General features: G+C 46.5%; 26 protein-coding genes. 15 read left to right on the top strand and 11 right to left on the bottom strand.

Going from position 1 to position 26244, the window contains the following annotated elements; genetic code table 11:
- The 4 genes from hypD (at position 1) to ACYX4J_RS10510 (ending at position 4875) form a co-directional block, all read left to right on the top strand.
- A complete protein-coding gene (gene hypD, locus ACYX4J_RS10495; RefSeq protein WP_445354207.1) occupies positions 1-1128 on the top strand; it encodes a hydrogenase formation protein HypD in 1128 nt (375 codons plus the stop codon).
- On the top strand, positions 1094-2131 hold the full coding sequence (gene hypE, locus ACYX4J_RS10500; RefSeq protein WP_476178555.1) for a hydrogenase expression/formation protein HypE: 1038 nt from the start codon (positions 1094-1096) through the stop codon (positions 2129-2131). The genes hypD and hypE overlap by 35 nt, the downstream gene beginning before the upstream one ends.
- A 176-nt stretch (positions 2132-2307) precedes the next feature.
- Positions 2308-4119, top strand: coding sequence for a hypothetical protein (locus ACYX4J_RS10505; RefSeq protein ID WP_476178556.1), 1812 nt, complete (start codon positions 2308-2310; stop codon positions 4117-4119).
- A 129-nt stretch (positions 4120-4248) separates the two neighbouring features.
- Complete coding sequence (locus ACYX4J_RS10510) at positions 4249-4875, top strand: LysE family translocator (protein ID WP_476178557.1); 627 nt, start codon at positions 4249-4251, stop codon at positions 4873-4875.
- A 369-nt stretch (positions 4876-5244) separates the two neighbouring features.
- On the opposite strand, the gene ACYX4J_RS10515 is transcribed toward ACYX4J_RS10510, so the two are convergent.
- Positions 5245-5526, bottom strand: a complete 282-nt coding sequence (locus ACYX4J_RS10515) for a hypothetical protein (RefSeq protein ID WP_476178558.1) — start codon at positions 5524-5526, stop codon at positions 5245-5247.
- Between the two features lie 812 nt (positions 5527-6338).
- On the opposite strand from ACYX4J_RS10515, the gene ACYX4J_RS10520 reads away from it, so the two are divergent.
- Both ACYX4J_RS10520 and ACYX4J_RS10525 read left to right on the top strand, forming a co-directional pair.
- Positions 6339-6611 (top strand): hypothetical protein, encoded by a 273-nt coding sequence (locus ACYX4J_RS10520; RefSeq protein WP_108733205.1) that lies wholly within the window; start codon positions 6339-6341, stop codon positions 6609-6611.
- 21 nt (positions 6612-6632) lie between these two features.
- Positions 6633-8216, top strand: coding sequence for a PepSY-associated TM helix domain-containing protein (locus ACYX4J_RS10525; protein ID WP_476178559.1), 1584 nt, complete (start codon positions 6633-6635; stop codon positions 8214-8216).
- Positions 8217-8465: 249 nt separating this feature from the next.
- Here ACYX4J_RS10525 and ACYX4J_RS10530 read toward each other — a convergent pair whose 3' ends face one another.
- The 4 genes from ACYX4J_RS10530 to ACYX4J_RS10545 all read right to left on the bottom strand — a co-directional run bounded on the left by ACYX4J_RS10530 (position 8466) and on the right by ACYX4J_RS10545 (position 11326).
- On the bottom strand, positions 8466-9035 hold the full coding sequence (locus ACYX4J_RS10530; RefSeq protein ID WP_413661969.1) for a carboxymuconolactone decarboxylase family protein: 570 nt from the start codon (positions 9033-9035) through the stop codon (positions 8466-8468).
- A 112-nt stretch (positions 9036-9147) separates the two neighbouring features.
- Positions 9148-10092, bottom strand: coding sequence for an SMP-30/gluconolactonase/LRE family protein (locus tag ACYX4J_RS10535; protein WP_476178560.1), 945 nt, complete (start codon positions 10090-10092; stop codon positions 9148-9150).
- 129 nt (positions 10093-10221) lie between these two features.
- Positions 10222-10923 carry a cytochrome c biogenesis CcdA family protein gene (locus ACYX4J_RS10540; protein ID WP_476178561.1) on the bottom strand — a complete coding sequence of 234 codons (702 nt, stop codon included), beginning with the start codon at positions 10921-10923 and terminating at the stop codon, positions 10222-10224.
- Positions 10916-11326: a thioredoxin family protein gene (locus ACYX4J_RS10545; protein WP_444927835.1), complete on the bottom strand. Its 411-nt coding sequence runs from the start codon at positions 11324-11326 to the stop codon at positions 10916-10918. The genes ACYX4J_RS10540 and ACYX4J_RS10545 overlap by 8 nt, the downstream gene beginning before the upstream one ends.
- 336 nt (positions 11327-11662) lie before the next feature.
- Between ACYX4J_RS10545 and ACYX4J_RS10550 the strand changes: the two genes are divergently transcribed.
- Positions 11663-12340, top strand: a complete 678-nt coding sequence (locus ACYX4J_RS10550) for a hypothetical protein (protein WP_476178562.1) — start codon at positions 11663-11665, stop codon at positions 12338-12340.
- A 120-nt stretch (positions 12341-12460) separates the two neighbouring features.
- On the opposite strand, the gene ACYX4J_RS10555 is transcribed toward ACYX4J_RS10550, so the two are convergent.
- Entirely contained in the window at positions 12461-12829 is a 369-nt protein-coding gene (locus ACYX4J_RS10555; protein ID WP_444927837.1) for a putative quinol monooxygenase, read from the bottom strand.
- Between the two features lie 456 nt (positions 12830-13285).
- Here ACYX4J_RS10555 and ACYX4J_RS10560 point away from each other — a divergent pair, with 456 nt between their 5' ends.
- The gene (locus tag ACYX4J_RS10560; protein ID WP_476178563.1) at positions 13286-14143 is read left to right on the top strand and encodes an urea transporter; all 858 of its coding nucleotides are present in this window, start codon (positions 13286-13288) and stop codon (positions 14141-14143) included.
- Positions 14144-14164: 21 nt separating this feature from the next.
- Here ACYX4J_RS10560 and ACYX4J_RS10565 read toward each other — a convergent pair whose 3' ends face one another.
- Positions 14165-14650 carry an SRPBCC family protein gene (locus ACYX4J_RS10565; RefSeq protein ID WP_413661975.1) on the bottom strand — a complete coding sequence of 162 codons (486 nt, stop codon included), beginning with the start codon at positions 14648-14650 and terminating at the stop codon, positions 14165-14167.
- Positions 14651-14938: 288 nt separating this feature from the next.
- Here ACYX4J_RS10565 and ACYX4J_RS10570 point away from each other — a divergent pair, with 288 nt between their 5' ends.
- From ACYX4J_RS10570 to ACYX4J_RS10590, 5 genes are all read left to right on the top strand, one after another.
- Complete coding sequence (locus ACYX4J_RS10570) at positions 14939-15298, top strand: ArsR/SmtB family transcription factor (protein ID WP_413661976.1); 360 nt, start codon at positions 14939-14941, stop codon at positions 15296-15298.
- A gap of 206 nt (positions 15299-15504) precedes the next feature.
- Positions 15505-15978: an SRPBCC family protein gene (locus ACYX4J_RS10575; RefSeq protein ID WP_444908266.1), complete on the top strand. Its 474-nt coding sequence runs from the start codon at positions 15505-15507 to the stop codon at positions 15976-15978.
- 104 nt (positions 15979-16082) lie between these two features.
- Positions 16083-16733, top strand: coding sequence for a dihydrofolate reductase family protein (locus ACYX4J_RS10580; protein ID WP_444913803.1), 651 nt, complete (start codon positions 16083-16085; stop codon positions 16731-16733).
- Positions 16734-16963: 230 nt separating this feature from the next.
- On the top strand, positions 16964-17446 hold the full coding sequence (locus ACYX4J_RS10585) for a VOC family protein (protein ID WP_444913804.1): 483 nt from the start codon (positions 16964-16966) through the stop codon (positions 17444-17446).
- Between the two features lie 191 nt (positions 17447-17637).
- On the top strand, positions 17638-18162 hold the full coding sequence (locus ACYX4J_RS10590) for a dihydrofolate reductase family protein (protein WP_476178564.1): 525 nt from the start codon (positions 17638-17640) through the stop codon (positions 18160-18162).
- Between the two features lie 76 nt (positions 18163-18238).
- On the opposite strand, the gene ACYX4J_RS10595 is transcribed toward ACYX4J_RS10590, so the two are convergent.
- From ACYX4J_RS10595 to ACYX4J_RS10605, 3 genes are all read right to left on the bottom strand, one after another.
- The gene (locus ACYX4J_RS10595) at positions 18239-18646 is read right to left on the bottom strand and encodes a DUF427 domain-containing protein (protein ID WP_476178565.1); all 408 of its coding nucleotides are present in this window, start codon (positions 18644-18646) and stop codon (positions 18239-18241) included.
- 523 nt (positions 18647-19169) lie between these two features.
- Positions 19170-20159: a hypothetical protein gene (locus ACYX4J_RS10600; RefSeq protein WP_476178566.1), complete on the bottom strand. Its 990-nt coding sequence runs from the start codon at positions 20157-20159 to the stop codon at positions 19170-19172.
- Positions 20160-20759: 600 nt separating this feature from the next.
- The gene (locus ACYX4J_RS10605; protein ID WP_476178567.1) at positions 20760-22190 is read right to left on the bottom strand and encodes a serine hydrolase; all 1431 of its coding nucleotides are present in this window, start codon (positions 22188-22190) and stop codon (positions 20760-20762) included.
- Between the two features lie 853 nt (positions 22191-23043).
- On the opposite strand from ACYX4J_RS10605, the gene ACYX4J_RS10610 reads away from it, so the two are divergent.
- The gene (locus tag ACYX4J_RS10610; RefSeq protein WP_476178568.1) at positions 23044-23853 is read left to right on the top strand and encodes a hypothetical protein; all 810 of its coding nucleotides are present in this window, start codon (positions 23044-23046) and stop codon (positions 23851-23853) included.
- Positions 23854-24234: 381 nt separating this feature from the next.
- Entirely contained in the window at positions 24235-25131 is an 897-nt protein-coding gene (locus ACYX4J_RS10615) for a TlpA family protein disulfide reductase (protein WP_476178569.1), read from the top strand.
- A gap of 117 nt (positions 25132-25248) precedes the next feature.
- Here the strand turns inward: ACYX4J_RS10615 and ACYX4J_RS10620 are convergent, their stop codons facing one another.
- Positions 25249-26142, bottom strand: a complete 894-nt coding sequence (locus ACYX4J_RS10620) for a LysR family transcriptional regulator (protein WP_476178570.1) — start codon at positions 26140-26142, stop codon at positions 25249-25251.
- Positions 26143-26244: the final 102 nt, after the last annotated feature.

Consider the following 26244-nt stretch of genomic DNA (forward strand, 5'->3'; position numbering starts at 1 on the left):
ATGAAATACCTCAAGGAATACCGCAACGGCGAGAACATCAAGCTAATTGCGGCAGAGATTCAGAAAGTCACTACTCGCCCATGGACTCTAATGGAGATCTGTGGAGGGCAAACCCATGCCATCGCAAAATACAACTTGCAGCAATTACTGCCCGAGGAGATTCAATTAGTACACGGACCCGGTTGCCCGGTTTGTGTCACACCGCAGGAAATCATCGATAGAGCTATTGCGATTGCTGCAATGCCCAATGTTATCTTCTGCTCCTTTGGCGATATGTTGCGAGTCCCCGGTTCAGATCGAGATTTACTAGAAGTCAAAGCTGCCGGAGGCGATGTCCGTATTGTCTACTCGCCGCTGCAAGCGCTCAATATGGCAGAGCAGAACCCCACCAAGCAGGTCGTATTCTTTGCGGTGGGTTTTGAAACGACCGCTACCGCCAATGCCCTAGCGCTGTCCCTCGCCAAGCAAAAGCAAATCGACAACTTTTACGCATTGATATCCCAGTTTTTGGTTACACCGGCGATTCAATCGATATGTGCCCGTGAAGACTGTCGGATTCAAGGTTTCCTAGCTGCAGGTCACGTCTGTGCAATAACCGGATATCGTCAGTACCGCAGCTTGGTGAAAAAACACCAGATTCCAATAGTGATTACAGGCTTTGAACCCCTGGATATTCTTGAAGGCGTACTCCGGTGTGTCCGTCAATTAGAAAATGGTCGCTGTGAAGTAGAAAACCAATATCAGCGCGCGGTTACTAAAACAGGTAATACCGTTGCCCAGGACTTGATTAAAGAGGTTTTTAAAGTAGCAACACAACAGTGGCGCGGTATAGGTGAAATTCCCGCTAGCGGTCTGGTATTGAGCGACGATTACTCAGGATTCAATGCAGAACAAACATTCAATCTTCCAGCATTGAGCATTTCTGAAAACAGGGGATGTATCAGTGGGGATATTATGCTGGGGCTAAAGAAGCCCGGGGATTGCCCTCACTTCGCTAAGACCTGCCAACCCCAGCAACCGCTGGGGGCGCCAATGGTTTCCACTGAAGGCGCTTGCGCGGCCTACTATCGCTACCAGAATCAGGTGGAATCGAATGAATCTGCAGTGTCCAATTCCACCAACCGCTGACGAGGTCGTACGCCTTGGCCATGGCAGCGGTGGGGAGATGACCCAACGCTTGATCGATCAATATATTCAACCTGTCTTCTCTAATCCCTGGCTATCCCAGGCCCATGACAGTGCAACACTTCCATGGAAACCGGATCAGCTCGTATTTACCACCGACTCCTTTGTAATCTCACCGCTTTTCTTTCCCGGAGGAAATATCGGTGAGCTCGCCGTTTATGGCACCGTCAACGATTTGGCCATGGCAGGCGCGGAACCCAAGTTTCTAAGCTGCGGCTTGATTCTCGAAGAGGGGTTGCCCCTGGAAACTCTCCAACGGGTTCTGATCTCGATGGCTGAGGCTGCCCGGAACTCAGGAATTACCTTAGTCACCGGCGATACCAAAGTGGTAGAGAAAGGGAAGGGGGATGGGCTCTATATCAATACCAGTGGCATCGGTACCCTGATAAGAGAACAACCCATTGATCCCAACCGTATTTGCCAAGGTGACTCTATTATCCTGTCCGGCGATCTCGGCCGCCATGGCATAGCGGTGATGGCCAGCCGAGAGGGACTCGAGTTTGAAAGTGATCTCCTCAGCGATTGTGCGCCACTGAATGGTGTAGTTGCACAAATGATCAATGCCGGAATTGAAGTTCATTGTCTGCGAGATCTCACACGTGGTGGGCTTGCCACTGCACTGGTGGAGCTCGCAGAGAGCTGCGGAAAAACCTTCATTTTGGAAGAAAGCAAAATTCAAGTATCCGATGCCGTACAGGGCGCTTGTGAAATTTTGGGCCTCGACCCACTATATGTCGCAAACGAGGGACGTTTTGTCGCTATTGTCCCTGAAGGCGCCTCCAAGCAGGCAATTTCCATCCTTCAAGAAGCAGCAGCGGAAAGCGCCTGTGGTTTTATCGGTACAATTGAACAAAGAAATTGCGCCCAAGTCATTCTGAAGAACAGCTTGGGATGCGATCGGTTATTACAACGGTTACCAGGGGAACAACTACCGAGAATTTGCTAAGGATTTTATTGGCAGAATATTCATAGAATTAATCAGTTCCTCTCACCTTCAAGATCCTAACCTTTATTTAGTCTTGGATATTGCTGACCCATTTGGCCTGCGATTAATAAGACCCACAAGCCTTTTAACCGTTGATTTTTCCGCTGTAGCGGTAAGTAGTAGGGCAGGGAATATACATGAGAGCCACCGCATATTTTGCAATTTCGTTACTTTTAACCTCCACAATCCCAATTTTCGCTAACGCTCAATGGGCAATACCAGAAGTTGGGCCTCAAGGTCATCCAGACAAAAGGTGCAAACGGGTTAAGCCGCGTTTTGACAAACTATTTAAAGCGCCGATCGACGAGTGCTTTAACGGTATTGGCCAACCCTACCCGGAATTGGTCGAAGGGGTATGTTCTGCGGGGGAGCCTAAACGCAATAGTGCACAGATCTGGGGAATGGCTGAATCTCCCAAGTTTTTGTATTGGGGAACAGGTGCCAACGTTCCTTGTACCGCACAAGCGGCCCCGGATGCAGTTTTGACTCCAATATTTGCGCCAAACCAGGGATGGGTATGCGAATTCAATCAAGGGATACTGGCCCAGGAAAACCCCAACCTTAAAAACCTTGGCGATTGGCGGGCACCGACAGCTTACCGCATGGACACTTGTACCCTGGAAGTAACAGAAATAACCCCCACTTATGACCCATTTCTTCAAGACACATTGGGGTTCCGCTCGGGTGGCTATGCTGACGATGTTATTTTTCTTGCGGGACCCGGCGGTGTCCAAGAAGGTATAGCCGGCGAGGGCGGCGGTAACAGCATCATTATGATGGCTTGGCAGGCAAGTACCGGGCAGTACTTGGGATCGAAAAGATTCCCTGAGTATTCAAACATCCGTAAGTTTTTAAATTACAAAGGTGTGTTGTACACAGGCGTTCGATTACAAGAAGGCCTGGGTGGATCAGGCCAAGTCCTTCGCTGGATGGGCGATCTGCATGATCCATTCAAGTTTGAAGCAGTGGGAACCATGGAAAGCACCCCTGCAAACCTGACTGTACATAGAGGGCGTATATTTTCCTCCACCTGGCCCAATGTTAATACTCAAACAGGAGAAGTTCTGGCCTATTCGGGAATTGTAATGAGTCCCAGGATACCTCCCGGAGGCTTTAAGCCCAGTGATGTTGAAGAGTGGGAAGAGGTCTGGAACATCACTGAGTACGAACCAGACCTCATCAGTGCTCGGGCCTATGCGGGCGGAGACATTACATCATGGCAAGGAAAGCTCTACTGGGGCACGATTAACTTTCCATTAGGTGGTTTCAGAAGCCATGTTCAAGCCTATGGCGAAACCTGGGATACGCCTATTGGTGAATTGGGAACCATAATCGCAACTCATCGTGCAACCACTGTGTTCAGTGGTGACCGATTCACCAGAAAAAGTAAGAGAGATAAAGGGAAGAAGAAACCGAGGGTTAATGTCCTATATGGGTATCAAAGTGTCCAGGTTTGGGACCCAGATAGTAATGAGTTTGTGGATACTCAGACACTGGCTGGAGCCCCAAAGCTAGGCAGAGCCGGATTGGGTTGGCCATTTAATGTATACACTTGGCGCCTGGGAGTAACTGGAGACAATATGTACCTGGGTACCCTAGATGTCAGTAAGCAATTTGCAGCTCTAATAGAGAGTGGAACTGACCCCGCAGGTGAACTTCCAGCAGAACTACTTATGCTACTGGAAAACGCACTATCCAACCCGGTAACATCTGGCGCAAAGCTCTATCGATTCCTCTCGCCAAATCAGCGCGCTATTCCTGCAACTATAAATGGTGTGGGCAATTCAGCTAACTTCGGTTTTAGAACGATGATTAATCACCCAACCTTCATGTGGCTTGGAACAGCGAACCCCTTTAATCTCAACCCCGATGGCGGTTGGGAACTATATCGATTCGCTCCTATCGCCCCCAAGAAACCGAAATGGGTTGATGGTATGCAACAGGATTAATTCATCGCCATATCTATCTGACTAGCTGGGTCTGCTCCCCATTATGGGGAACAGTCCCAATTAGGTTGCGTTCAATATTTGAACATATAGAATCAATACTCAAAATAGTTAAAAATCACTGAGTACCTCATGACAATCTCTACATCCTTAGCTCTGTTCATTTCAATGCTAGTTCTAGCACTGATACCTGGGCCGGGAGTATTAGCTGTTGTTTCCCGGTCAGTGACACTCGGCTTGCGCCAGGGGTTAATTACAGTAGTGGGAATTGTTGTAGGCGATTATTTCTTTGTTTTGTTAGCTCTGCTTGGCTTAGCAACGCTAGCCGAAACCTTGGGGAGCTTATTCATCGTTATTAAATATGCTGGAGCTGCCTATCTTATCTGGCTGGGAGTGAATCTCTTTCTCTCAGCAAAGAAAAGACAAGTCGACCAAAACCAAATAGCAACAAGCCACTCCCATAGCAGCTTTTCAAGTTTTCTACTGGGCTTAGTCACCACGCTGGGTAACCCGAAAGCTATTCTTTTCTACGTAAGCTTCTTTCCAGCATTCCTCGATCTAACTCGTGTTGCTTCTTTGGACATTGCAATTATATTTGCAATTGCAACGCTAGCCGTAGGCAGTGTGATGGCCGGTTATGCGTACCTTGCCTGCAAGGCACGGTCAACAATCAGTCAATCAGGAAAGACCCCGGCTCTAAAATACGGCTCTGGGACTTTACTTATAGGAAGTGGTGTTTTTATTGCGGCAAAAAGTTAGTGCCTACACAAGGTGCAGAAGTAATAGACCTAAGGAGCCTCTGAGTAACTCCGTAATGCCTCTGCGGGTCTTGAAGGCTGCAGATGTTAGGCGCAGCTCGCCGCGAATGGCCGTAGCCCTTTGCAAGAGCTGCAACGCAGCAGCTGTGGCCTTCAAGGCCCGCCCTTCGGGGCTTGCAGAGCGATTCACACTCCGCGTTGCGACTTCTTGAAAGGTCTAGACATTCCTGCGAAGCCGCGCCTTGATTGTGAACCGCTCTGCATGCCAGAGGTATCACGGAGTTACTCAGAGGCTCCCTAATTACTGCTCTCTGTTAGTTAGTCAAAGGAGGACGACCGTTTTACTTAACTCCAAAGCTACTCACTCATATCAGCCTGCTAATGCTACTTTTAGTGCCTTCCTGATTATTTTTGCATCATCCAGCGCTCGATGAACTGTGAATTTGTCAGAGTCCTCCAGCTTTTCGCGCTCTTTAATGAATGCTCTTAGGTGATTTTCAGAGCCACCAATTAGCACCTGAATATCCCTGAGTTCAAACTCCTGATGAATACCAGTATCAGAAAAAAGGGCATTGCACCAAAAACTGTCCCAGTGCAGGGCATCGCAATAGACAACCTGACCTGAAAGAATCCTGTTTAGGCTATAAGCCACTGTAGCTGGATCTATACCCTCGGATTCCAGCCTTGACCGGGAAATGTTATGTATCGATTCAGCATCATCGGATCAATAAGACCAGTGTGGCACTGGTTTTATTAGCGCCTGGTATTCCACTGTTTCAGAGCAGAGGCCAACTTCTATAGGGTAACTCTGCTTGGATAAGCCACTGGCTTCGAAGTCAATAATCCACATGGTAAGAACGATAAGATATGGAAGAAAGGTAAAAGAACTTAGCACCTCTTCCTTGCTACCTTCCAGTCTGTCTGCATTTTCAAGCCAATTGAACAAACATGTATCTTAAGATAGACTACAACTGATAATGATTATTATTTGTGACTTAAATTTAAACCCGGTAGATCGCTAAATACAAAGCTTCCCAGTATTGAAGGCAATATTTGCAACTACGAAACTCCATTTCTGTAAAGAATAAGCGCAATGTTCAAAAAATCCGCGACCTCTAAGCAAAGAAGGCTGGAAAACTTCAATGTCTAACCTGGTGGCTTTCCTACTTACTTATTCGGCTGTACTACTTATTTTTGTAACCAGACATAAAGATCTACAGCTCAGTAGTTTTAAGCGCTTACGAAGAATTGCCTGGTGGGTGCTTCCGGTGAGTTCAATTCCTTATGGACTCCTATATGGCTGGGAGGTAGGGATACCCATTTGGCTTTGTGTCGCGATGTTCTGCGCTTTATTACAAGCACTGCTCGCCCCAATCAAACCTAATTGGCTGCTTCGCCATTTTCCGCTGTCAGTAGTGGGCTTGTTGGTATTAGAGCAGGCTCTTCTGACTATCGGATAACTCTATGGCTGCTTCAATAAAAATCAGTTGGCAACAGGTCGCCCTGACCATTGTGCTGAGCATTATCTTGATGTTTTCCAGCACGGTGATGTTGTCGATTTACTGGCCGTCCGCCGAGCCAACAGAACGGATGGCAGCGGGATCTATGTTATCGACACTTTTATGGGTCGGGTATATGAGTATGGGGTTACTCGCCGCCTCCACTTGGCGCGCAGCGGCATACCTACTGTCCCTGTTGCTGGTCATGCTCGGACTAAGCGCTCTTTCTTTTTTATAATTTTCGGTCTAGCCAACTTAAATGCAACAGCGTAGCAATATCCTTTTTTACGAAATTCACTCCTGGATTGGGGTGTTATTTTCTATTCTGCTATTCGTAATTTCCTTTTCCGGCGTGGTCGCACTATTTGGCCACGAGCTGACCCAATGGGAACGCCCCGAGCATCGTATTGCCTTCGATGCTGAAGCGCCTGTGGATGTAGATCGACTGGTCGCTCCGGTGCTCGCCGAGGCAAATATCGGTGAGGACAGCTTTTTTATGATCTCAATGCCAGACTACTACCATCCTATGCTGGAAGTGCTCTGGACTGATGCTGAAAGTGAGGAAACCGAGGTACGCCATATAAACCCCAATACCGGTGAAGTGCTGCCGCCCAGCGGCTCTGATTTCGCTGAGCTATTGACGTATATGCACACTGACCTACTGTTTCCCAGGCCTTTCGGACGCTACCTAGTTGGACTGATGGGCTTGGTGATGCTGCTCTCCATATTAAGTGGCATCATCATTCACAAGAAAATTTTTAAAGAGATGTTTAAATTCCGTGTGGATCGCAGCAGGCGGCTCAAATGGACAGACCTGCACAAAGTATTAGGGGTCTGGCCGCTACCGTTCCATATAGTGATTGCTTTTACCGGCGCAATACTTGGCCTGAATGGCATTATGATTCAGGTTGCTGCATTTTCTGCTTTTGAAGGTAATGTGGAAGCAGCAGTCGCCTCGGTAGTGGGGGAACATCCTGAGATAACTGGCGAGCCTTTGCTGTCCAATAGCTATAACCAAATGCTGCTGCGCTACCAGGACCAAGTGCCTAATGCGAATCCCAAAGCCATTTATGTGGAGGCCTACGGGGATCGCAATCAGGTTGTCCAAGTCTCGGGCCAAACAAACGAGGCGCTGGTGCGCTTTGTAGATGTCAAATACCGCAGTGAAGATGGCGAAGTAGTTAACATCAATAACCCCGTGCAGGACTCAGGTCCGTTTATGCGAGTGTATTTTTCACTGACTCCACTTCACTACGCACTCTACGGTGGCTTCCTGATAAAAGCCCTGTACTTTGTATTGGGATTGGCATTGTGTTTGATGATGGTAACGGGCACCGTTATCTGGCAGGTTCGCAAGGCACAGAGACAGAAGCTTCCCTCTGGTGATATCAATGTCCGAGGTTCCGGCTGGTTCCTCAGTTTGCTCACCGTAGGGGTTTGTGCCGGTTTGGTTGTCGCCACCGCGGCCACTTTCTATGCCAATAAGCTGTTACCTCTCGGTGGTGGTGGCGATCAGCGCTTTCACTGGATTGAAATGGTGTATCTCTCTGTATGGGGAGTGGCCATAGCCTGGGCGATGTTGCGCCGCCAGATAAAACCTGCATTAGCAGATCTCTCACTTTGTGCAGGCTTGCTGCTGTGCGGCATCCCGCTGCTGAATGCGCTGGTAACTGGAAATGGTCTGCTGATCCCCTGGAAGTCCGTCACTTTGCCAGTGGTCTTCACTGACCTGGGCGCCCTGGTAATGGGTGTCATTTGCCTCTATTCGAGCAGATATATCTACAGGCAGGTACCCCAGTCAAAGCAGTCTGCAGATATCCCCCAAGCTGTTGCCGCCCAATAGCGGGCTATTTCCTGCGAGATGGCGAATGCCATCTCGTAAACTCTATAGAATCTGTACGGCACTGGAATAGGGCGCTGCAACCTATCCCAACTACACACTTTACCTTCCTCTCAATTACTCTCGAAGAGAGTGGTATTTGCTTTCAAGCATTGAGAGGACGCTACTTTTCACAACTTACATATAGGATGAGTGTGGAGTTGGGCTGGAAAAACCAAAACATTCTTTCCCCCTCCCGAACCAAGACGCTCCCTAACTCCCGTCGCCAGGTATGGAAATATCAAAACCATTTAAAATGGCAGAGACCTGATGATAGCCAGCCACGAGAAAGACCAGTTCGGCGGCGCCCTCGTTACCGAAAGCACTCACGGCCATCTCCCAAGTAGCCTTTGGCAGGCGGCCTCCAGCTGCAAGTGATGCGGCGACATCATAAGCAGCGGCTTCCTCAAAAGTTAGGTCTATTGGGCGCTGGCCCGCTGCGATAGTGGCAATTTTGCTCCTTGCCAACTCACTTTTCTCACCAATAACCGTATGGGAGTACAGCTCATAACCCGCTTTAAAATGAGCTGCGGTGATTAGAATCGCAACCTCCCGAGCAGCCTTAGGAAGCGTGGGTTTGTCTGCAATAGCCTTGATATTGTCCCACCAGGGCTTTCCAAACCTGGGATATTGCAGTGCTGGTGCCCAGGGCCCCAGTAAAGCGCCATCCTTGCGCTTCTTGATGAAACCTGTGAAATACCCCTTCATCTCATTACTCATATCTTCGTAAAGAGGTTTCTGTTCTTCGCTGAGCTCTTCTGGTGGGATGGCAGGGATACGCAACTGACACCTCTCTTGTCCAATTGGCGATTCAGATTTATCACACACAAAGATTCTAGCCCGACAGAACGCAAGAATAGGGATGCCTATTTGAAGAGTTGCAATTAAGAGCTAGTTAACTGCCGAACTTTGGCTCAGGAAGCCCCTGAATTCCAAGCCCGTGAACGGCTAAGATACAGCCCGGTTGAGGATGTCGAGCCAGTTCCTCTTTAGTGAGGAATGACTGCTGAGATGTGACAAACAGTGTCTCATAATTATTACCGCCAAAAGCGATGCAGGTAGGGCTGCGAATCGGCAGGTCGATCTCTCTATCAAGCCTTCCTTTGGGATCTACTCGCAAGATTTTGCCCCCCAGATTCAACGCAAACCAGTAAAACCCCTCCGAATCTACCGTTGCACCGTCGACAATTCCTGGTTGTCGGTCTTCTATGGAAAAGAAAGGGCGCCGGTTGCTAATCCGGCCGTCAATGATATCCAGATCGAATACGTAAACCATATGTCCAAAGGTATCCCCGAAATACATTCGCGTATCTTCAGGGTCAAAAGCAATGCCGTTGGCTACAACAAAGCGAAAATCCTTATCGGCCTTTCGGTAGGTTAGATCGGGCTCCAAACAATAGAGATAGGAAGATTTGTCTTTAAAACGAACATCCATACTGCCGCACCAGAAACGCCCATAGCGGTCCACTTTGCCATCATTCAAACGACTGTGAGGCCTACCGGGTTCAGGATTAACGATTGTATCGACACGTCTGTTTTCCAAGTCGATCGCAAAGAAACCGGAGCATCCACCTCCGATCATTCCGCCTCCACGGCGGAAGCCAAAGGAGCCTATTTGTTCAGGCATCTCCCAGGTCTTGCGTTCGCCTGTTTCGATATTGAAACTTCTTATGGATGGAAGCCGGGCATCAGCGGGGTCAGGTTCGGGGTTAACGTGATCAGCCCAATAAATAGACTTGTCTTCCGCTGACCAAATCGGTGTCTCGCCCAATCCATCATTGCACTCCCATAGACACTCGATTTCTACCACCGTAAATCCTCCAATATGAAAAGTGCGCATTCACGCCGATGAAGGGAGCGAGTACCTAATGAGTCGTAAGGCTAATTTTGTGATTCCAAGTTAAGAAGGCCGAATAAGAATACCCGGCCCGTAAAAACCAATATGGCTTGGCTTACCACTAAAAGACCATCAAAAACTGAAAGTCCACTCGGGAATCCAATTCAAAGCCCAGGCTTCCATTACTTTATCAAGCCCACTCAAGACCAGTACCCCGAGTAGTAATAGTATAAGACCTAGTAATGTTTTGCCTCCAATTGCGAAAGCCCCAACTGATGGTGACAGTCGAGTATAAATCTGCCTCGATAGCCCCCCAGCCACTAAAAGCGCTGTACCGGTACCTAGTCCGAAAGCAAACATCACCATAAATGACTGCGCCAATTGTTGGCCCATGGAAGCCAGTGCTATAGCGGCACCCAGGGTAGGGCCAACACATGGCAGCCAGATGATTCCGGTAAGGAAGCCAATACCAAACTGCCCAGCCCAAGCCCCATCACCGGTAATGCTCGCCCCTACAGTGATTTTTGATAAGCGCAAGGTAAGCCAATCGGAAAGTGGTTTGATCAACAAGACGAGTGCAACCGCCACTAACATTATCGCGGCAATATAGCGGAAGAGTTCTGGGTCTAATCCTAAGGAGACCAATAGAAAGCTCAGCACAGTACCTGCCAATGCAAAGGACAAGCTTAGCCCAACCGCCAACGCGTACGGCCCCCAGCGCCCGGCGCTATTAGATGCACCAACAACCATTGGCACCAATGGCCAAACGCAGGGGGAGAGAATACTGAGAGTACCCGCGATCAAAGCCAGGGGGATGGCGCTAAGCTCAAGCATTGTCAGTGCAAGCCTTAACTGAATCGAAGATATTCTCCTGAATTACATCGGCACGAGTTTCGGCAACACTGAACCACACCTGTTGCTCCCCATTAAACAGTAGTAGCGTTGATTGCCGAGGAGCGCGGAAGTGCTTAACCCACTTTTTCTGGGAGTCGAAATCCACATTCAGGATCGTAAGGCCACACTGGGCATTGTCCTTCTGAAACTGTGCCAGAATCTCGCCCTGCTTTTTACAGGTTGGGCACCAATCTGCTCTCACATCGATCAAAATGGGTCGTTTGGCGGCTTGTAACTCCTTGAATCGTTCTTCGGAAAATGGCTCTGATGCTAGAGCGAATGGCATAGAAAAAACTAATGTAGCGGCGATCAAGGTGCGAAGAGCTAAGCGGATAAATTTCATACAATCCATATCCTTAGTGGCAGGGTATAAGCCCCAATTTGAAGACAATCTGTTTAGATACCCACCTTGGTCGTACTGGAGTGCAAATTCTTACAGTAAGGCAAAGAGGATTTGTTTGATTAGGAACCCTAGGGCTGTTCTCTGTGTATTCAGTAGCGAAGAAGGCTAACAGGAGGAGGGCGATGGCCTCATTGCCATAAAGTAACAACCAGGTGAAGTTGGAGGCTCCAAAGAACTTATAAGATCTGTGGGAGTCCTACCTGTTATCGCACTAATCACAGAGTTTTTCGGAAAAGGATTTTGGCCAGGTCTATTGAGATATGGTCTACGAAGTAGATGGATTTTAATACGACGACACCTTCACTCTCCAACATCAAAACCACCCAAAATTGGCGCTTTGCAGTCTCAGTACTGATTGCTATTGGAACCCATATAGCACTGATAGTTGTTCCAGTATCAATAGCTCCAGGTCCAACTCCTAGGACCAAAACGTCGCTAGAAGTCAAATTACTGGCCTCATTTACTCCTCTGCCTTCTACGTCTCCGCCAACAGATGAAGAACCGAGCGCAGTATCAAAGCAAGAAATTAACGCTCAGACAGATGCAGTACCCATTACTAGCCCGCCAATACCTGATCGTTTGAATAAGGTGAAGCCAGCCAAAATAGAAGAGCCACCCCCCAAATTGGAAGGAGCATTGGAGGCAAGGCCCCATTCCGGGGATTTCCCAACTGCGCCAAGGTCATGGCGACAACCGACTGTATTCAATCCCGCTCTCGAGAGAAAAATAGCCAGGGAACGCAACAAAGTCCGTCGATATCAGCCTACAGAAAACAGATACCAGACCTCGACAGGAACCTTTGTTCAAGTTGGAGACCGCTGTTTTGATGTTAAAGAGCTACCTGCTACAAATACAGATAGTGATCTAAATCCATGGTTTGGTGCGAAGTGTCCAGATAATTCCAGATCACAAGCAGAAATCGATCGATTGGCTGAGAAATATGGGATTCCATAAAACTGCTGGAGTAACTTTTTATAAATGAAAGGGTACCCAACCTTCACCAGTTGTCTTGAAACATGTAGTTATCAACTCAACTGGTGAAAGTATTACACCTTTACCGTCTTCCCTTGAAGGTTAGTGAGCCTTACCACCTGAACGCTCAAATCCAGCGTAAGGGTGATACAGAATTGACTTCAGGCCAGAGTGACGCTCGCGAAGTTCTTGTGGCATATCACCCAGGTGTACTAAGCGAGTGGGTTCAGCAGCCGCTATCCAGCGATCGGCGAAGTTGTCCCACGAGTCAATATGCTTATGGGCAGACTTGGAGTCCTTGAAATGCTCGTAGATAAGCACGTTTCCATCATCGGTTACGTAATACTGGTAGTTCAGGGTTCCACCTTCTTTCTTAGTTGCTGCGACCATCTCATTCACAACAGCTTTGAACTCCGCTTCATGTCCCTTTCTTATCTTTCCTTCGATAATCCAACCTACATTGTTAAACATGCTTGCTACCTCACTACCGAAAGTATCGTTTAACCATATACACCGGAAGAGTTAATGTATTACCCACGGCGCTTAAGTGGTGTGTTGAATTGTAGATGGTTTTTGGGGAAGCACATTCAATCACAGGTATGAAGAAAATCTAATAAGCTAAAGCAGGCTACGGGCCTCTGGTCAGAACGTGACAGTCAATTAAGTAGCACTACAATATATCGAAAAAAAATCAGCTTACCTGGTAACTGTGTATTACCCATGGCTTATTCTGGATAACCTAAAGTTAATAGTCTATTTATGACCGTGAACAAGTGAGCGGGCAGGGACTATTACAACTTATTCAGATTAAGAAAGATAATGGATAACCCCTTTGCTAATCTCATACACAATATATTCTAATTTCACTTGGCTAAAAATCTGGCAGCCACACTAACTAATTCGAATTAAGGCTGTAATAGAGATACTATGAAAAAGCCAATAACTACAAAACTCGGAAATTGTCTTGTCAGTATCTTCAGAGGAATTAGCCAGGTCATCCTACAAAGAAACGCCTTGAGTGGCTTTCTATTCATACTCGGAGTAACAGTTAACTCTATTACCATGGCTATAGGGGTCGTAATTGGGGTTATCACCGCAACTGCCTGTGCAAATATCCTTAATTATCCCGTAAAACAAATTGAGGATGGACTATTTGGGTACAATGGAGCTTTGATCGGTGTAGTCATATTCTTATTATATGCTCCATCCCTAATGACTTTTTTATTGATTGTCGGTGGAAGTGCTTTAACAGTCTTAATCATGCGCTTTATGCTGCTTCACTTTATCCTTCCGCCTTATACTGCACCCTACATTCTGGTGATATGGGCTATATGGATATTGGCTCCAGCACTAGATCTAGCGCCAACTGCAGCATTCATTAACGAAAACACCTCAACCTGGGGGATATTCGAAGGTATTGGTCAAATTATCTTTCAGAACAATGCCATTACAGGTATTTGTTTTTTAATTGGGATTTTTATCTCGAATAAATCTCATGCGTGTTGGAGTATTATTGGTGGAATGCTGGCCACATCACTGGCCATGTTCCTGGCCTTATCACCCACATTAATTCTTGCCGGGCTCTTCGGTTACAATGCATCTTTGAGCGCTATTGCATTATCAAATGGTCGTAAGCGATGGCTAGCCCCAATTGCAGGGAGCATATTAACCGTTCCAATCGCAATGGCTTTTATGAGCGCTGATATTATTGTATTAACCGCACCATTTGTTATCGCTAGCTGGATTATATTGTTGATCCAAAGAAAACTTACATTAACTCATTAATCCAGCCCATTAGAGAAAACACTAGCTCGTGATAGATTCGGTAAGTACAGCTTCCATTTGGCAAATTGATTGAGTCCAACTGGCTTTTGCCAGTTTTGCGTAGTCAGTGTTGAGAAGCGTATGTGTCAGAGTAACGATGGTACCAAGCTCACTGCCCCTGAAAACAACTTCGACCAAAGATGCATTCTCTTGCGGCTCGGTACTGTTTGGCAGATTAAGATTGCAATGCTCGTGGACTTCAAAAACTAATCGCTTTGGCCTGTCAACGCTGCGATACACACCAGACATAATACAGGAACTGCCGCTTGGAGCAGTCATCTCAAAAGCAAAGCACCCACCAACCTTGGCAGTGAGGTTGAGTACACGTGTCGTGAAATTGTCAGGCCCCCACCATTTTTCAACCATGTTGGGTATGATCCAGGCATCGAAGACCTTCTCTGGCATTGCCCGGACTGTATAAGAGATAGGTTCGATTTGAACATCCTTTTGATAAGTAAAATCGATCACTGTTGCACCTTATTCTTTTAAGTAATGGGGTTCCAGTAGCCTGTTAACACTGAAACATTTTATCTTTGCCCTATAACACCATTTAATCGACTCCACCTGATTCTATGATCATAGTAGGGAGCCAAACCAGCGCTTGCAGACGCTCTAGAGCATATCCATTATCGTTGAGGTGGCGAGGCTAATCGAATGACTGAATAAGCAGTTTCCAAGTAACCTTAAGCTGCTTTTAATACGTAGCTACACCCAGTAGCCATTGCCTAACAATTTTTCAGCGATATACTTATTCAGATGGAAGAAAATCACGACAACCTGAATACTGTTTTCCAAGCTCTGGCTGATCCAACACGACGCGCTGTCATTCAGCATTTGATAAGCGGACCAGCGTCGGTCACCGAGCTCGCAGAACCATTTGAGATGGCACTCCCTTCATTCATGAAGCATATTGGTGTGCTGGAGGATGCGGGCTTGATTCGCTCCAAGAAAACCGGTCGCGTGCGAACCTGTGAGATAAAACCCAAGCAACTGACTGCCGCACAAAAATGGATCAATACACAAACGGCTATATGGGAAGGCCGGATGGCTCGGATGGCGAGCTATGTCGAAACGCTCGATGCAGAAGAGCAGGATGACTTAGTACAAAAGGGGTAAATGCCCGAACAGTACGGATCCCATAGGCGTAAACCAATTTCTCTCCCTCCACCCCACCTAGCACTGAAGCTTTAACCGCGCGGAGCCTTTCGCGGGTTATCCATTGACCTAACAATTACTGTTAACTATAGTTATCCAAAAAGCTAACTATCGTTATTTTTTGCACTCGGCTGTTCACGCTTTGCAAACATCGCAGAGGGATTCGCATGAGCCAAGATTTATCCCACGACACCATATCGATCAGTAGAACGATCAAAGCACCGAGAGAGCGGGTATTTTCCGCATGGGAAGACCCGCAAGCCCGCTCGATATGGGGGCCTCCTTCTGAAGATGAAACAATTGAATTTCTCGAAAATGACTTTCGCGAAGGAGGCATTGACATACATCGATGCGGTCAAAGTAACGATCTGCGATTCAGGGTTGAAACACACTATTACGAAATCAGAAGGCCACATCGGCTTCTGTTCACCGAACGTGTAACTACGGATGGCTCTCCACTGAGTATCTCTTTGATTAGCGTGGAGATCGGCAATAGTGAAAGCGTGACAGAACTCAAGGTAACGATACAAATCGCCTCCCTGGTCGGCTCGGGAATAATCGAGGGAACTCGCAATGGGTGGCAGCGCGCTCTTTCCAATCTGACTGCATACTTGGAAGCAAGAAAAGTAGAAGCCGAATAGGAAGGGCAATATTGCTTCTCTTCAGGCTTCAATAGCCATTGAGTAACAGTCCAAGTACAACCCGCAGCATCATTTGGACCAATAGAACCAACAGGGAAGAACTTGTGCGAAAAATAACTGTAAACACGTTTATTAGCCTGGATGGTGTGATGCAGGCCCCTGGCGGCCCGGAAGAGGACTCTTCAGGGGGCTTTGAGCTTGGTGGATGGGTAGCTTCCTATTTTGATGAAGGTGTTGGTGAATTCATGGGCAATGTGTTCGCAGCACCATTTGAGTTACTACTTGGCCATCGGACTCACAATATTTTCGCTGCACATTGGCCAAAAGTTGCTGCTGACCCTCCGCCTGAGGGTGTTGATGAAAGTGAAATCCAGCTGGCCAAAAAAATCGACGGTACAACACGATACGTGGCTTCCCGCACGAAACCTGAGTTTACCTGGGAAGGCAGTGAGTGGCTGGGGGATGACCCAATCTCGAGGCTTCGTGTAATTAAGGCTAGCAATGGCCCTGATTTGTTGGTTCCAGGCAGTGCTGACTTTATTCAAACTCTACTCAAAGCGGACCTAATTGATCAGTTCAAATTACTGATTTTTCCTTTGGTCCTGGGTAACGGGAAACGTCTTTTCGGTTCAGGTGTGATCCCTACAGCGTTCCATGTACAGCAAGCCATGACGACAGATAGCGGTGTAATTTGTGTGACCTATGTTCGAGGCGGAAGTATCACGACTGGAGATTTCTCCCTGCAACGAGAGTAGGGCCGGCAGTCTAAGCGCAATTTGGGATAGATAAGCAGAGATAGGAACTCGAAAGTTATGGAGCCCATCACTTACTTGGTATTCAAGGGGAGCTGCGCACATTATGCCGATACGCTCGGCAGTAAGATCAGATCTGGAACGCCCACCAGATGTCCCGATATAACTATCAATGCCAGAGCCTTTCAGCAGAGTAAGTATTCGACCCGTTTAAATCCCAAGGAGATATCAAAATGACAGAACTCGTTACCTGTCTTTGGTTCGACTACGGCGAAGCAAAGAAAGCGGCGGAATTCTATGCAGCAACTTTTCCTAACAGCCATGTCGACCGCGTTAATGCGGCCGCCGCCGACTACCCCGGTGGCCATGAGGGCAGTGAGCTAACCGTTGAATTGACTGTCCTCGGGCGCAAGTTTATAGGTCTGAATGGTGGCCCAAATCTAACTCCGAATGAATCGGTCAGTTTCATGGTTATCACCGAAAACCAGGAGGAAACTGACCGTTACTGGAATGCGATTGTGGATAACGGTGGGCAAGAGAGCGCCTGCGGTTGGTGTAAGGATCGCTGGGGTCACTCGTGGCAAATTACGCCAAAACTGCTACTCGATCTTACAACGAATCCCGACCGTAACAAGGCAAAGCGCGCCTTCACCGCGATGATGACCATGAGAAAGATCGATATTGCGACAATTCAAGCTGCTACAAATTCGGTTTGAAGTAACAGAGAGATATCGCGAAAGAGTATTTAAACTACGCATGGCCAAACCGCCTCGGAAGCCCAGAGCTACTAGCGCAAGGCCCTAACAAGCTGAGTGACACTGCCCTCATCAAGCTCAGTCCCAACAGACAATGCAAGAGACAAATATATGAGGATCAGATTGTGAGACGGTTAGTGGTTTGGAATGTGATGTCATTGGACGGCTGCTTTGAAGGCACCGCCCCATGGTCATTGGACTATCACGCAACAGTGTGGGGCGACGAATTAGAAGCCTTCTCTCTTCGACAGGGTGATGAAATCGGCACCTTGCTATTCGGATGTCGCACCTATAAAGGAATGGCCGATTATTGGCAAAACGAAACTGGGGCTATTGCGGACATGATGAACTCGCTTGAAAAAGCCGTCATCTCTCGCACGCTAGAAACCGCCAATTGGTCAAATACTCGTCTACTGAAAGGCGAGGCGGCCGAACATGTTCGCGCGCTGAAAAAAGAGACCGGGAAGAGGGATATCTTCGTATTTGGTAGTTCGAATCTTGTAGCTACTCTGCTCAGAGAAGGTCTAGTAGACGAGTACCGGATATGCCTAGCACCTATCGTACTAGGAGCTGGCTCACCTCTCTTCAAACCTGACGGTATCCAGAAAAATCTTGAGCTGATGCGGGCAGATACCCTTGAAACGGGCGGAGTAGTCCTTCGCTACAAGTGTCTATAAAAGGGCGGAGCGTTATTGCAGCCAGCTTCTAGGCATGGTTTGTATCATTAACCTAAAAGAGTCTATGGGAAGAGGGTCATGATGAAGTTCCAACCTCTTCGATTGCCACTTGATCTGGATAAAAGGCAATACGCCCGTTGATCACCCCGGCAAAGTCAAAAGCAGCTTCATAGGCCCATGCAATAGCTTCTCCGCTATCATCGATTGAGAAGTAGCTGGCATCGCCTTTCAGTGGGCAATAGCTTGTCTTTCCCTCTATAAGGAAGAGGGGAGCAAGAACATCTTCTCTTGGGAAATAGAATACGGGGTCGAGCATATCTTTTGCGAGTTCTGTAACTCTCAAAGCATTACTACTCTCGGCAATCACCTTGCCACCACGACGCACACGCACTGTCCTAAGCACAATCTTGGCGCGCATAAGGTGTCGGGGTTCTTTCGGGTTGTGGATTGTGTCACTAGACATCGTAACTTCTGGATAGGGCATTGATCTTTCCTTTCAAGGTATTAGCCTGAAGCGATAAGCGGGCCGTATTTATCCATATAGAGATACACACTTATAAGACTAAGCGAACAGCGAGCCTTCATGTCCCCTCACTTGGACTCAATAGTTAGCGCTGATACGACCTTCGATGCATAAATTGTGGACGATTGCCGCCGAATTACGAACTTTCCAGATCCCGTTGAAACAATAGGGTTGGCATGGTCACGACTGATTTCGATGGTATCACCTGCTTCACACGCGTTAGCTTACTCCCTAAAGTAACTCTCCAATTCCATCGATAAAATCCGAGGTAGTAACAGTGTAAATTGGTACCGTGTGATCGGCGTACGGGAAGTGGTGACCAATATCAACCAATCCTTCACCACTCACGCATTTGCCCGAGCATCTACACCCCAAACATAGAAATCCTTGGGCCCTGGGGACAGTTCTCTGATTTCGAGATAGGACCCCAAATTGCAGGAAACGTAATCGTCTCAATTAATTAGACTGCCCCCTGGGTTTTCCTCTAATGATTAAGTAGGCTTGGGTGCACTTTTCGTTTACCTACCATCCCGGTAACAATTCTCCCAACTTCCTGCTCAGAGGGAAGCTGTGCTACGTCATACGCAAACCATGCCACTGAGTCCGCATTTTCCACCGCTTTCACCTCAGTGAGCTCTGCCATAAGAGTTGCCGCTGCATCTTGTCCGCGTAACTGATTGAATGCCTGCTGTACAACAAGCTTGAATGCTTGTTCATGGGTTTTACCATTGTCCTGATGGAACTTCATCCATATAGCGCCACCTTCACTGATAGCTTTATCCAATTTATCCGCAATGCCTTCATCATTAAAATATTTATGATCCACGGTTTGCGCATATTTATGTGTTCCTTCATGGATCAGAGTAACAATGCAGAATACCTCACCTTTCTCCCAAATTTTACTAAAACTCAAGCAGATAGGGTTTTGATTGGGCTTCATAAAGCTCCCCCCCTTAAGTTGCCCTCCACCAGCCCATGACAACTTACAGAAGTTTGAAATTGATCTGCCCCAACTTTCCGTAAAGGGCACAAACACAAACCCGGCCGCATTTTTCGAAGGGTCCTCAATACCAAATGGATATCCTATCGTCGATATGGTAGAGCATTGAACCTTACACAAGGTGGGCATCATTTTTACATCCGCACACTCCACATCACCACTCAAGCCTATCTGGGTTTTACTGAGTTTTTGAAGTATCGCATTTACGCAATTTGAATATCTTTGTGGCGGGCAATCCATAGGAAGGCCGAAGTAGTAGGAGACTAAATTTTTAAACTTATCAGGAACCTTATCAGGGTATGTAATCGCTACAGTGCACATATCTATCGCTCGTTTTAAGATAGTCTGTGCTTCATCCAGCCAGTTTTCGAGTGATTTTTTGACCTTCGTTTGAAAAAGTATCGGCGAATTATCCTCTACCAACACGGTAAAACTCACTTCCCGGTTGATACTGCGGCTCACTATTTTTGTCATAATTATTCTCCTGCCTTTTCCTGCTACTTTCAGCGATGGAATTCACTGTTTTTGCTCTGATGCCAAACCAGAGCAAAATAGAATATATAATATTACTTAGCACGACTGTACATTAATATTCTTGAAATCATTCAGGAATAGCACTTCTTAACAATCCACCTCGAATTAAAGTGTCTTGCAATAATTCTTCTGGAGATTACTCATAGATTAATATTGTGGAGGGATTGAGGTAGTTCGCAGTATTTTGAGCCACTTTAAATGATTTTTGCTGATTTTGAACTCGGCTAGTAATTACTGAGCGTCGGTCACTACGAAACCCGGCCTAATCCAGCCCAATTAAGATGTGGTATTGAAAAATCAATTTGCAGCAATGACCTGACTGACATAAAAAATCTCAATTAATCAATAAGTTAAAACTGTTTCTTCCAATATTTCCCTAGGCTGCACTTACTAAAAAGGGAGAAGGGAAAAATACACCGCGCTTGGGCCCCTATGAGGCATGGATGCCGATTAGGAGCTTACAGGGATGTATTCACAGCGTGTCTCGAGTGCGGTGTATTCTTTCCTTCCACCCCAGTAGTAACTAACCGACTATTCAAACTAGGGCAGTCGTTTATAGGAATAAGCTTTTCCGCCTTGACGAAGAATAAACGAGCGGGCAGGGCTCATATCGCCCTCCTCAAACTCAATAGTCAACCCTGGGACCATCTTCGATGCATAGATTGTGGACGATTGCGGTCGAATTACGAACTCCCCATATTCCGCTGAAACTATAAGACCTGTATAGCCACGGCTGATTTCGACAATATCATCTGTTCCGTGCCCATAGCGCCCGACACCTCTCAAAAGCACCTCCTCTGGTAAAGTGATGAAGTCTGGGACAGGGACAGGGACAATCTTGGTAGATACCGTCTGCTCGGGGTTCAAGAAGTGATGGCCAATATCATCCAGCCCTTCACCGCTGGCAGTATCTGCCAAGGCAACAACACCTGCTCCCCGCGCTGGGTTAAAGCCCATAAATGTACGCGATCCATCACTGCTGCCATTGGACCAATAATAAGTCTCTCCATTGGTGGTTGTCCTGCGCCAACCCAGGGCCATACGAGTGATATCACTGCCTCCCGGCCTATCAATTGACAGCATTAACCGCGATGCGGCAACCAAATCCTTAGGACCTCGACCGTTGATAAACAAGTCGAGAAGTGTGAGGAGGTCGCTGGCTGTAGATCGTAAACCGCCAGCGGGTGAGAGCACTCCATCGCTTGTTGGGCCGATCGGACTGAGATAAAAGTCATGGCCTTGAGCTCGCCGAGCAGACTTCTTGGGATCATCCTCTAAAGTGGTATCACTTAGCCCTAAAGGTCCCGTCACACGCTCTCGCAGTATCGTTGCAAAAGAGCGGCCTTCTTTCAAAGCAAGTCCTTGACCTAAGAGCCCAAAAGCCAGGTTTGAATAGCTGAATTGAGTACCCGGGGTAGCTTTCAGATGATAACTTGGCAAGCCACCATAGAGCTGCTCAAAGGAATATCCAGCGTACTTATTGGGCGCATCGGGCGCCAATGCAGCAAGATTATTTGGTCTTAGAGGAAGAGAAGCAGCATGAGTAGCCAGGTCGGCGAGAGTGATTTGTTGCCCTTCAAAAGTTGGAGCTTTTACACCGGCTGGTACGTAATCCTGGAGAGGATCATCGAGTTTCACTCTCTTATGTACAACTTCAACAGCCAATAGCAAGGCCGTAAATATCTTAGTTAACGACGCAATTTCAAAAATCGTATCGTCCCCTAGTTGATAAGTATCCTTGGCTTGAGGCTCTCGAACAGTAATGATTCGACGATCAGAAAAATTTAGGGTACCTGCAACTGCTGCATGTGCCGCGTGTTGCTTAAGAATACGATGGCGAATCAGACGTTGAAACTCGTCATCATCATTCACTGGATGACTTGATAAAGCATCTAAAGCGATGAGTGGTCGAGGGACAGCAAGTACAGAGGTAGCCCCAAGAAATAATTTTGCGAAATCACGTCGTTCCATGGCAATCAGAACCTATCAATAACTTTCCAGAATTCAGTTGGCAAAATTTGACTATCAGAAAGGCATATAAGTTCCTGTGATAGATACGCTGATCACTAAATGAGATAAACGCATTTAGGGCAAACGGAGCCTAATGAAGGATAACTAGAACTATGGAGCTGGTTGATGCACGTGACGTAGCAACAATTGCTTCGGAGGCACTAAAACACCCTGAAAATTTCAGCAGCCAAACCTAACCCCTTGGCTATGAAGCTGCCTCTATGTTCGAAGTTGCTGACATGATTAGAGAGCAGGTGGTGCAACCAGTAAAGTTAGAACAGTTAGATTCTCAAAAAGAACTACTGCCAATAACCTGTGATGCTGAATAAAGAGGCTCAGGGGATAACCGAGCTTTTTACACCAGTAAAGCACGTTTATAAAAACTCTGAAATGAATTTGATAGAAAATATTAGGTTATTGGTAGAGTGAAGGCACTGACGGAAAGCGAGTTGACACTCCTGAAAATCTCGACCTTATGAGGCTATTCTCCAGCTGGTAACTGTCATAGATGGAAGATTAGGATGGCTCGAAAAGTTAAGGGCCCGTCTTCTGCGTTATCTATAAATAAAAAAATAGTTTGGAGTGTATGGGGCCACATCAAACATCTATAGCCCTTCCTAACGACATTATTAAATTTATACGATTATGCCAAGGATGTGGAGGTTAAAACGCTGACTAAAAACATTACCCTTTTTATTAATAAAATCTCTATGGTTACTAACGACCGCAGAACTGCTATAGCGATTGATTTAAGAATTTATATCTCTGTGTTGTTACTCAGACAGAGCTGCTTCAGTCTCGAAGTCCTTTGAAAGTGGCATTGAAAAAATGGCCCTTAAATCAGGAAAGGGAAGTACGCGGTTTTACTGCTGGTTACGTAATAACTCGTAATATTATTTTTCACTCCATTTTATATATTACTGCCTATCAAATTGGTACATTGGACTCACTACTCTCACTGTCAAGCACAACGAAAAAGGAAATTTTGATGTTGAATCTTAAAACTTTACCGAGTCAGAACGGCAATTCTTGCGCCGCTCACTGCACAGAGATCGCAGTATCAGGATTTGATATCCGTGCGCCAAGGCCACAGAGTTTTGTGGAAGACACTCTGTGGCGCGCTATTAAATGGCAGAATGCGGATCTACCTCCTATGCCAAACGGTGTTGACCATCCCTTAGTGGCGGCCAACAATAGTTCGCCGATGCGTGTGCGAAACTATGTGAATACCCAGTGCCCTGGGCGTACCAGTCGGATTTTATATGACGCGACCCAGAAAGACATGTGCCTTCAATTCGCGCAGCCGGGCAATAGAGTTGATTATAATACGTTGTTTACAAATCTCATACAGCCAGCTAGTAATGGGGGAATGCCGAGGAACTTGCTTACCGACACCTATTACAATTGCGCTTTTATGATGTTTCGAGGCCCTTCCCCTGGGTCTGCTCATGAAATGGGTTTCCATAATATCCTGGTTGCCAAGGATGGGTCCACAGTCAAATATTATAACCCGAATGAAGATCAACCAGTTTGGAGGGCTGATATTGGATGGCGAACGTTGCGTCATCAAAACGCTGGAAGGCATAGTTACGTTTGGAGTGGTATTGCAATCGAAATCACCTAGCAGTTAATGTTTGATGATGCGATCATTAGTATGGATCATGGGGTTTATCTTTGGTTTTGCTTTTAGGTTTAGGCACTTTCATCAAAACCGGTAAACCCTTCTTATTCAAGACGATCTGTCAGATCGAGGTCTGATCTTGTCTACATCTTTACACCTTCTTCCAGCTTACTAGCTCCTTTATTTGTAAAGAAATACTAAATTCCTGCTAGAACTGAGTGTAAGTTACTCATGCCAGCCACAACTAATAGATCGATAAAATAAATTCAATTGTATCCGTTTTCGCAACATTGTTTCTCTATTCGAACTGATTATTGAGTCAATGTGATGTACTAGGATAGATCGCAAGTTTTGGACATTAACCCAACGCTTCAGGAGCTTGAAATGAAAGCAAAACTTATTTTACCAATGATTTTATTAAACATGCTTGGCGGAATAGGGTCCGGCATCATGGTCTATATATCTGGCGGCGATCCGATTTGGATTGGCGCACTTTTAGCGACCCTGCCTTTACCATTTTTCTTGATGGTCTTGACAAATGTGTTCAGCATTTCAAGAACGTCAGAAAGATTACCAGTTATTCAAGCCGTTAACTTTATAGGAGTTGCACTGGTTGCTTATTCAACTTATTCGAACCAGGCTCCAATATCCTTGCCTCAGTACATTCCTATTGCAGCTGCTGCCCTGGGCTTCCTATCCCTTCACTGGTATATCTGGTCATTCTCCGTCTACAACCGTAAAAAGAGTAAAGCTATATCAAAAGGCCAAAAACTGCCTGAAATGAACTTTAATCGATTAGATAAAACAAGTGTGTCTTCCACCTCTTTTGACGAATCTAAAACACTATTAGTGTTCTTTAGAGCCAACTGGTGCCCATTTTGTATGAACCAGTTAAAAGAAGTGAAGAAGTATGCTGAGACACTTAAGCAATATGATGTGAAGGTAAAGTTTATCTCTAACCAAGGCTACGACAACTCAAGGAAGTTAGCCGACAAGCTTGACCTGCCTGGTCATTTTGAAATTCTTCAAGATGACAACCTAATGGGTGCTAAAGCCTTAGGCATTGAAGATATTGGCGGTTCTCCTGCAGGAATGCCTGGGTACCCTAAGGATACCATTATGGCCACGGTGATAGCACTGGATGAAGGTGGCAAGGTTCTATTCGGAGATGAGACCGACAATTATCGCAGACGCCCAAATCCTACGACTTTCCTGCACGTTTTTGCGGGCTCAGTACCACAGCTAGAAAAGGACAAGCCAACCTTTAAAAGTATTGCCTAGCGAAAGGCCTAAACTCAGCAAGCAGAAGGTTTTCGTCAGCCAATCTCCCCCTTTCTAGAACTAGAGAGGGGGTTCCTTCGATGAAATTTCCTGCAATTTCACCTGACACCCTAAATCCTAATCCAGCACGCTTTGTAGAAAATCGATAAAAACTCTCGTTTTCGCAGGCATCGCTCTACCACTGGGAATCAGTGCACTAAGCGGTGGACCGGGTACTACTTTCTCAGGAAACAACTCAATAACTTCGCCGGTCTGAATAGAAGAACCAAGAGCAGTATCATATACCTGAGCAATACCCATACCAGCGACTACTGCATCTATCAATGTTCGTCCATCTCTAAAAATTGCCAGCGGGGAAGGGGAGAATTCAGTAATTGAGTCATCATTTTCTCGAAATGACCAGGCTCTTACTTTTCCTGTAGGCGCTCTGAAAACAAGAGCATCATGCTCTCTTAACTCCTCCAAATTCTTAGGTTTACCTTTCTGCGAAAGATATTCAGGCGAAGCACACAAGATACGTCTAGATCCACATAATGTTTTTGCGATAAAAGAACTATCTTCTAGTTCGCCAATTCTAACAACGACATCCCATTCACCTTTAATAGCGTCCTCCAGGCTATCTGAAAGAGAAACCTCAACCGTAACCTTGGGATGCAACTGCGTAAACCCCTTTAAAGCACTGACAATATTTCGGCCTATGCCTATTGGCAAATTGATACGCAATCGTCCGGCAGGCTCATCCTTCCTGGCATGCAGCAAAAGCCTGGCCTCATTGATTGTTTCTAACGCATGTTTTGCGGCATCTAGAAATATTTTGCCTTCTTCTGTCAGCCTGATACTTCGTGTGGTTCTGTTGAATAGCTTAAGACCCAATTCCTCCTCAAGCTTCTTAACTGCCTTACCAGCGCCTGATTTGGTTGAGTTCAATGATGCCGCCGCCTTTGTAAAGCTTCCGTGTTCGGCTACGGCAATAAATACGACTATTTCGTTCAAATGGGCTTGTTGAAACACAGATTGTGTCCCTAATGGATACAATGAGTTTCAAAATAGCATGTTTATAGCACAAATCAAAGTAACTAACCTTCCCAATAGTGGTTTGGCGTAAGTACCTGC

The sequence above is a fragment of the Microbulbifer sp. ABM4_008 genome (assembly GCF_056311705.1).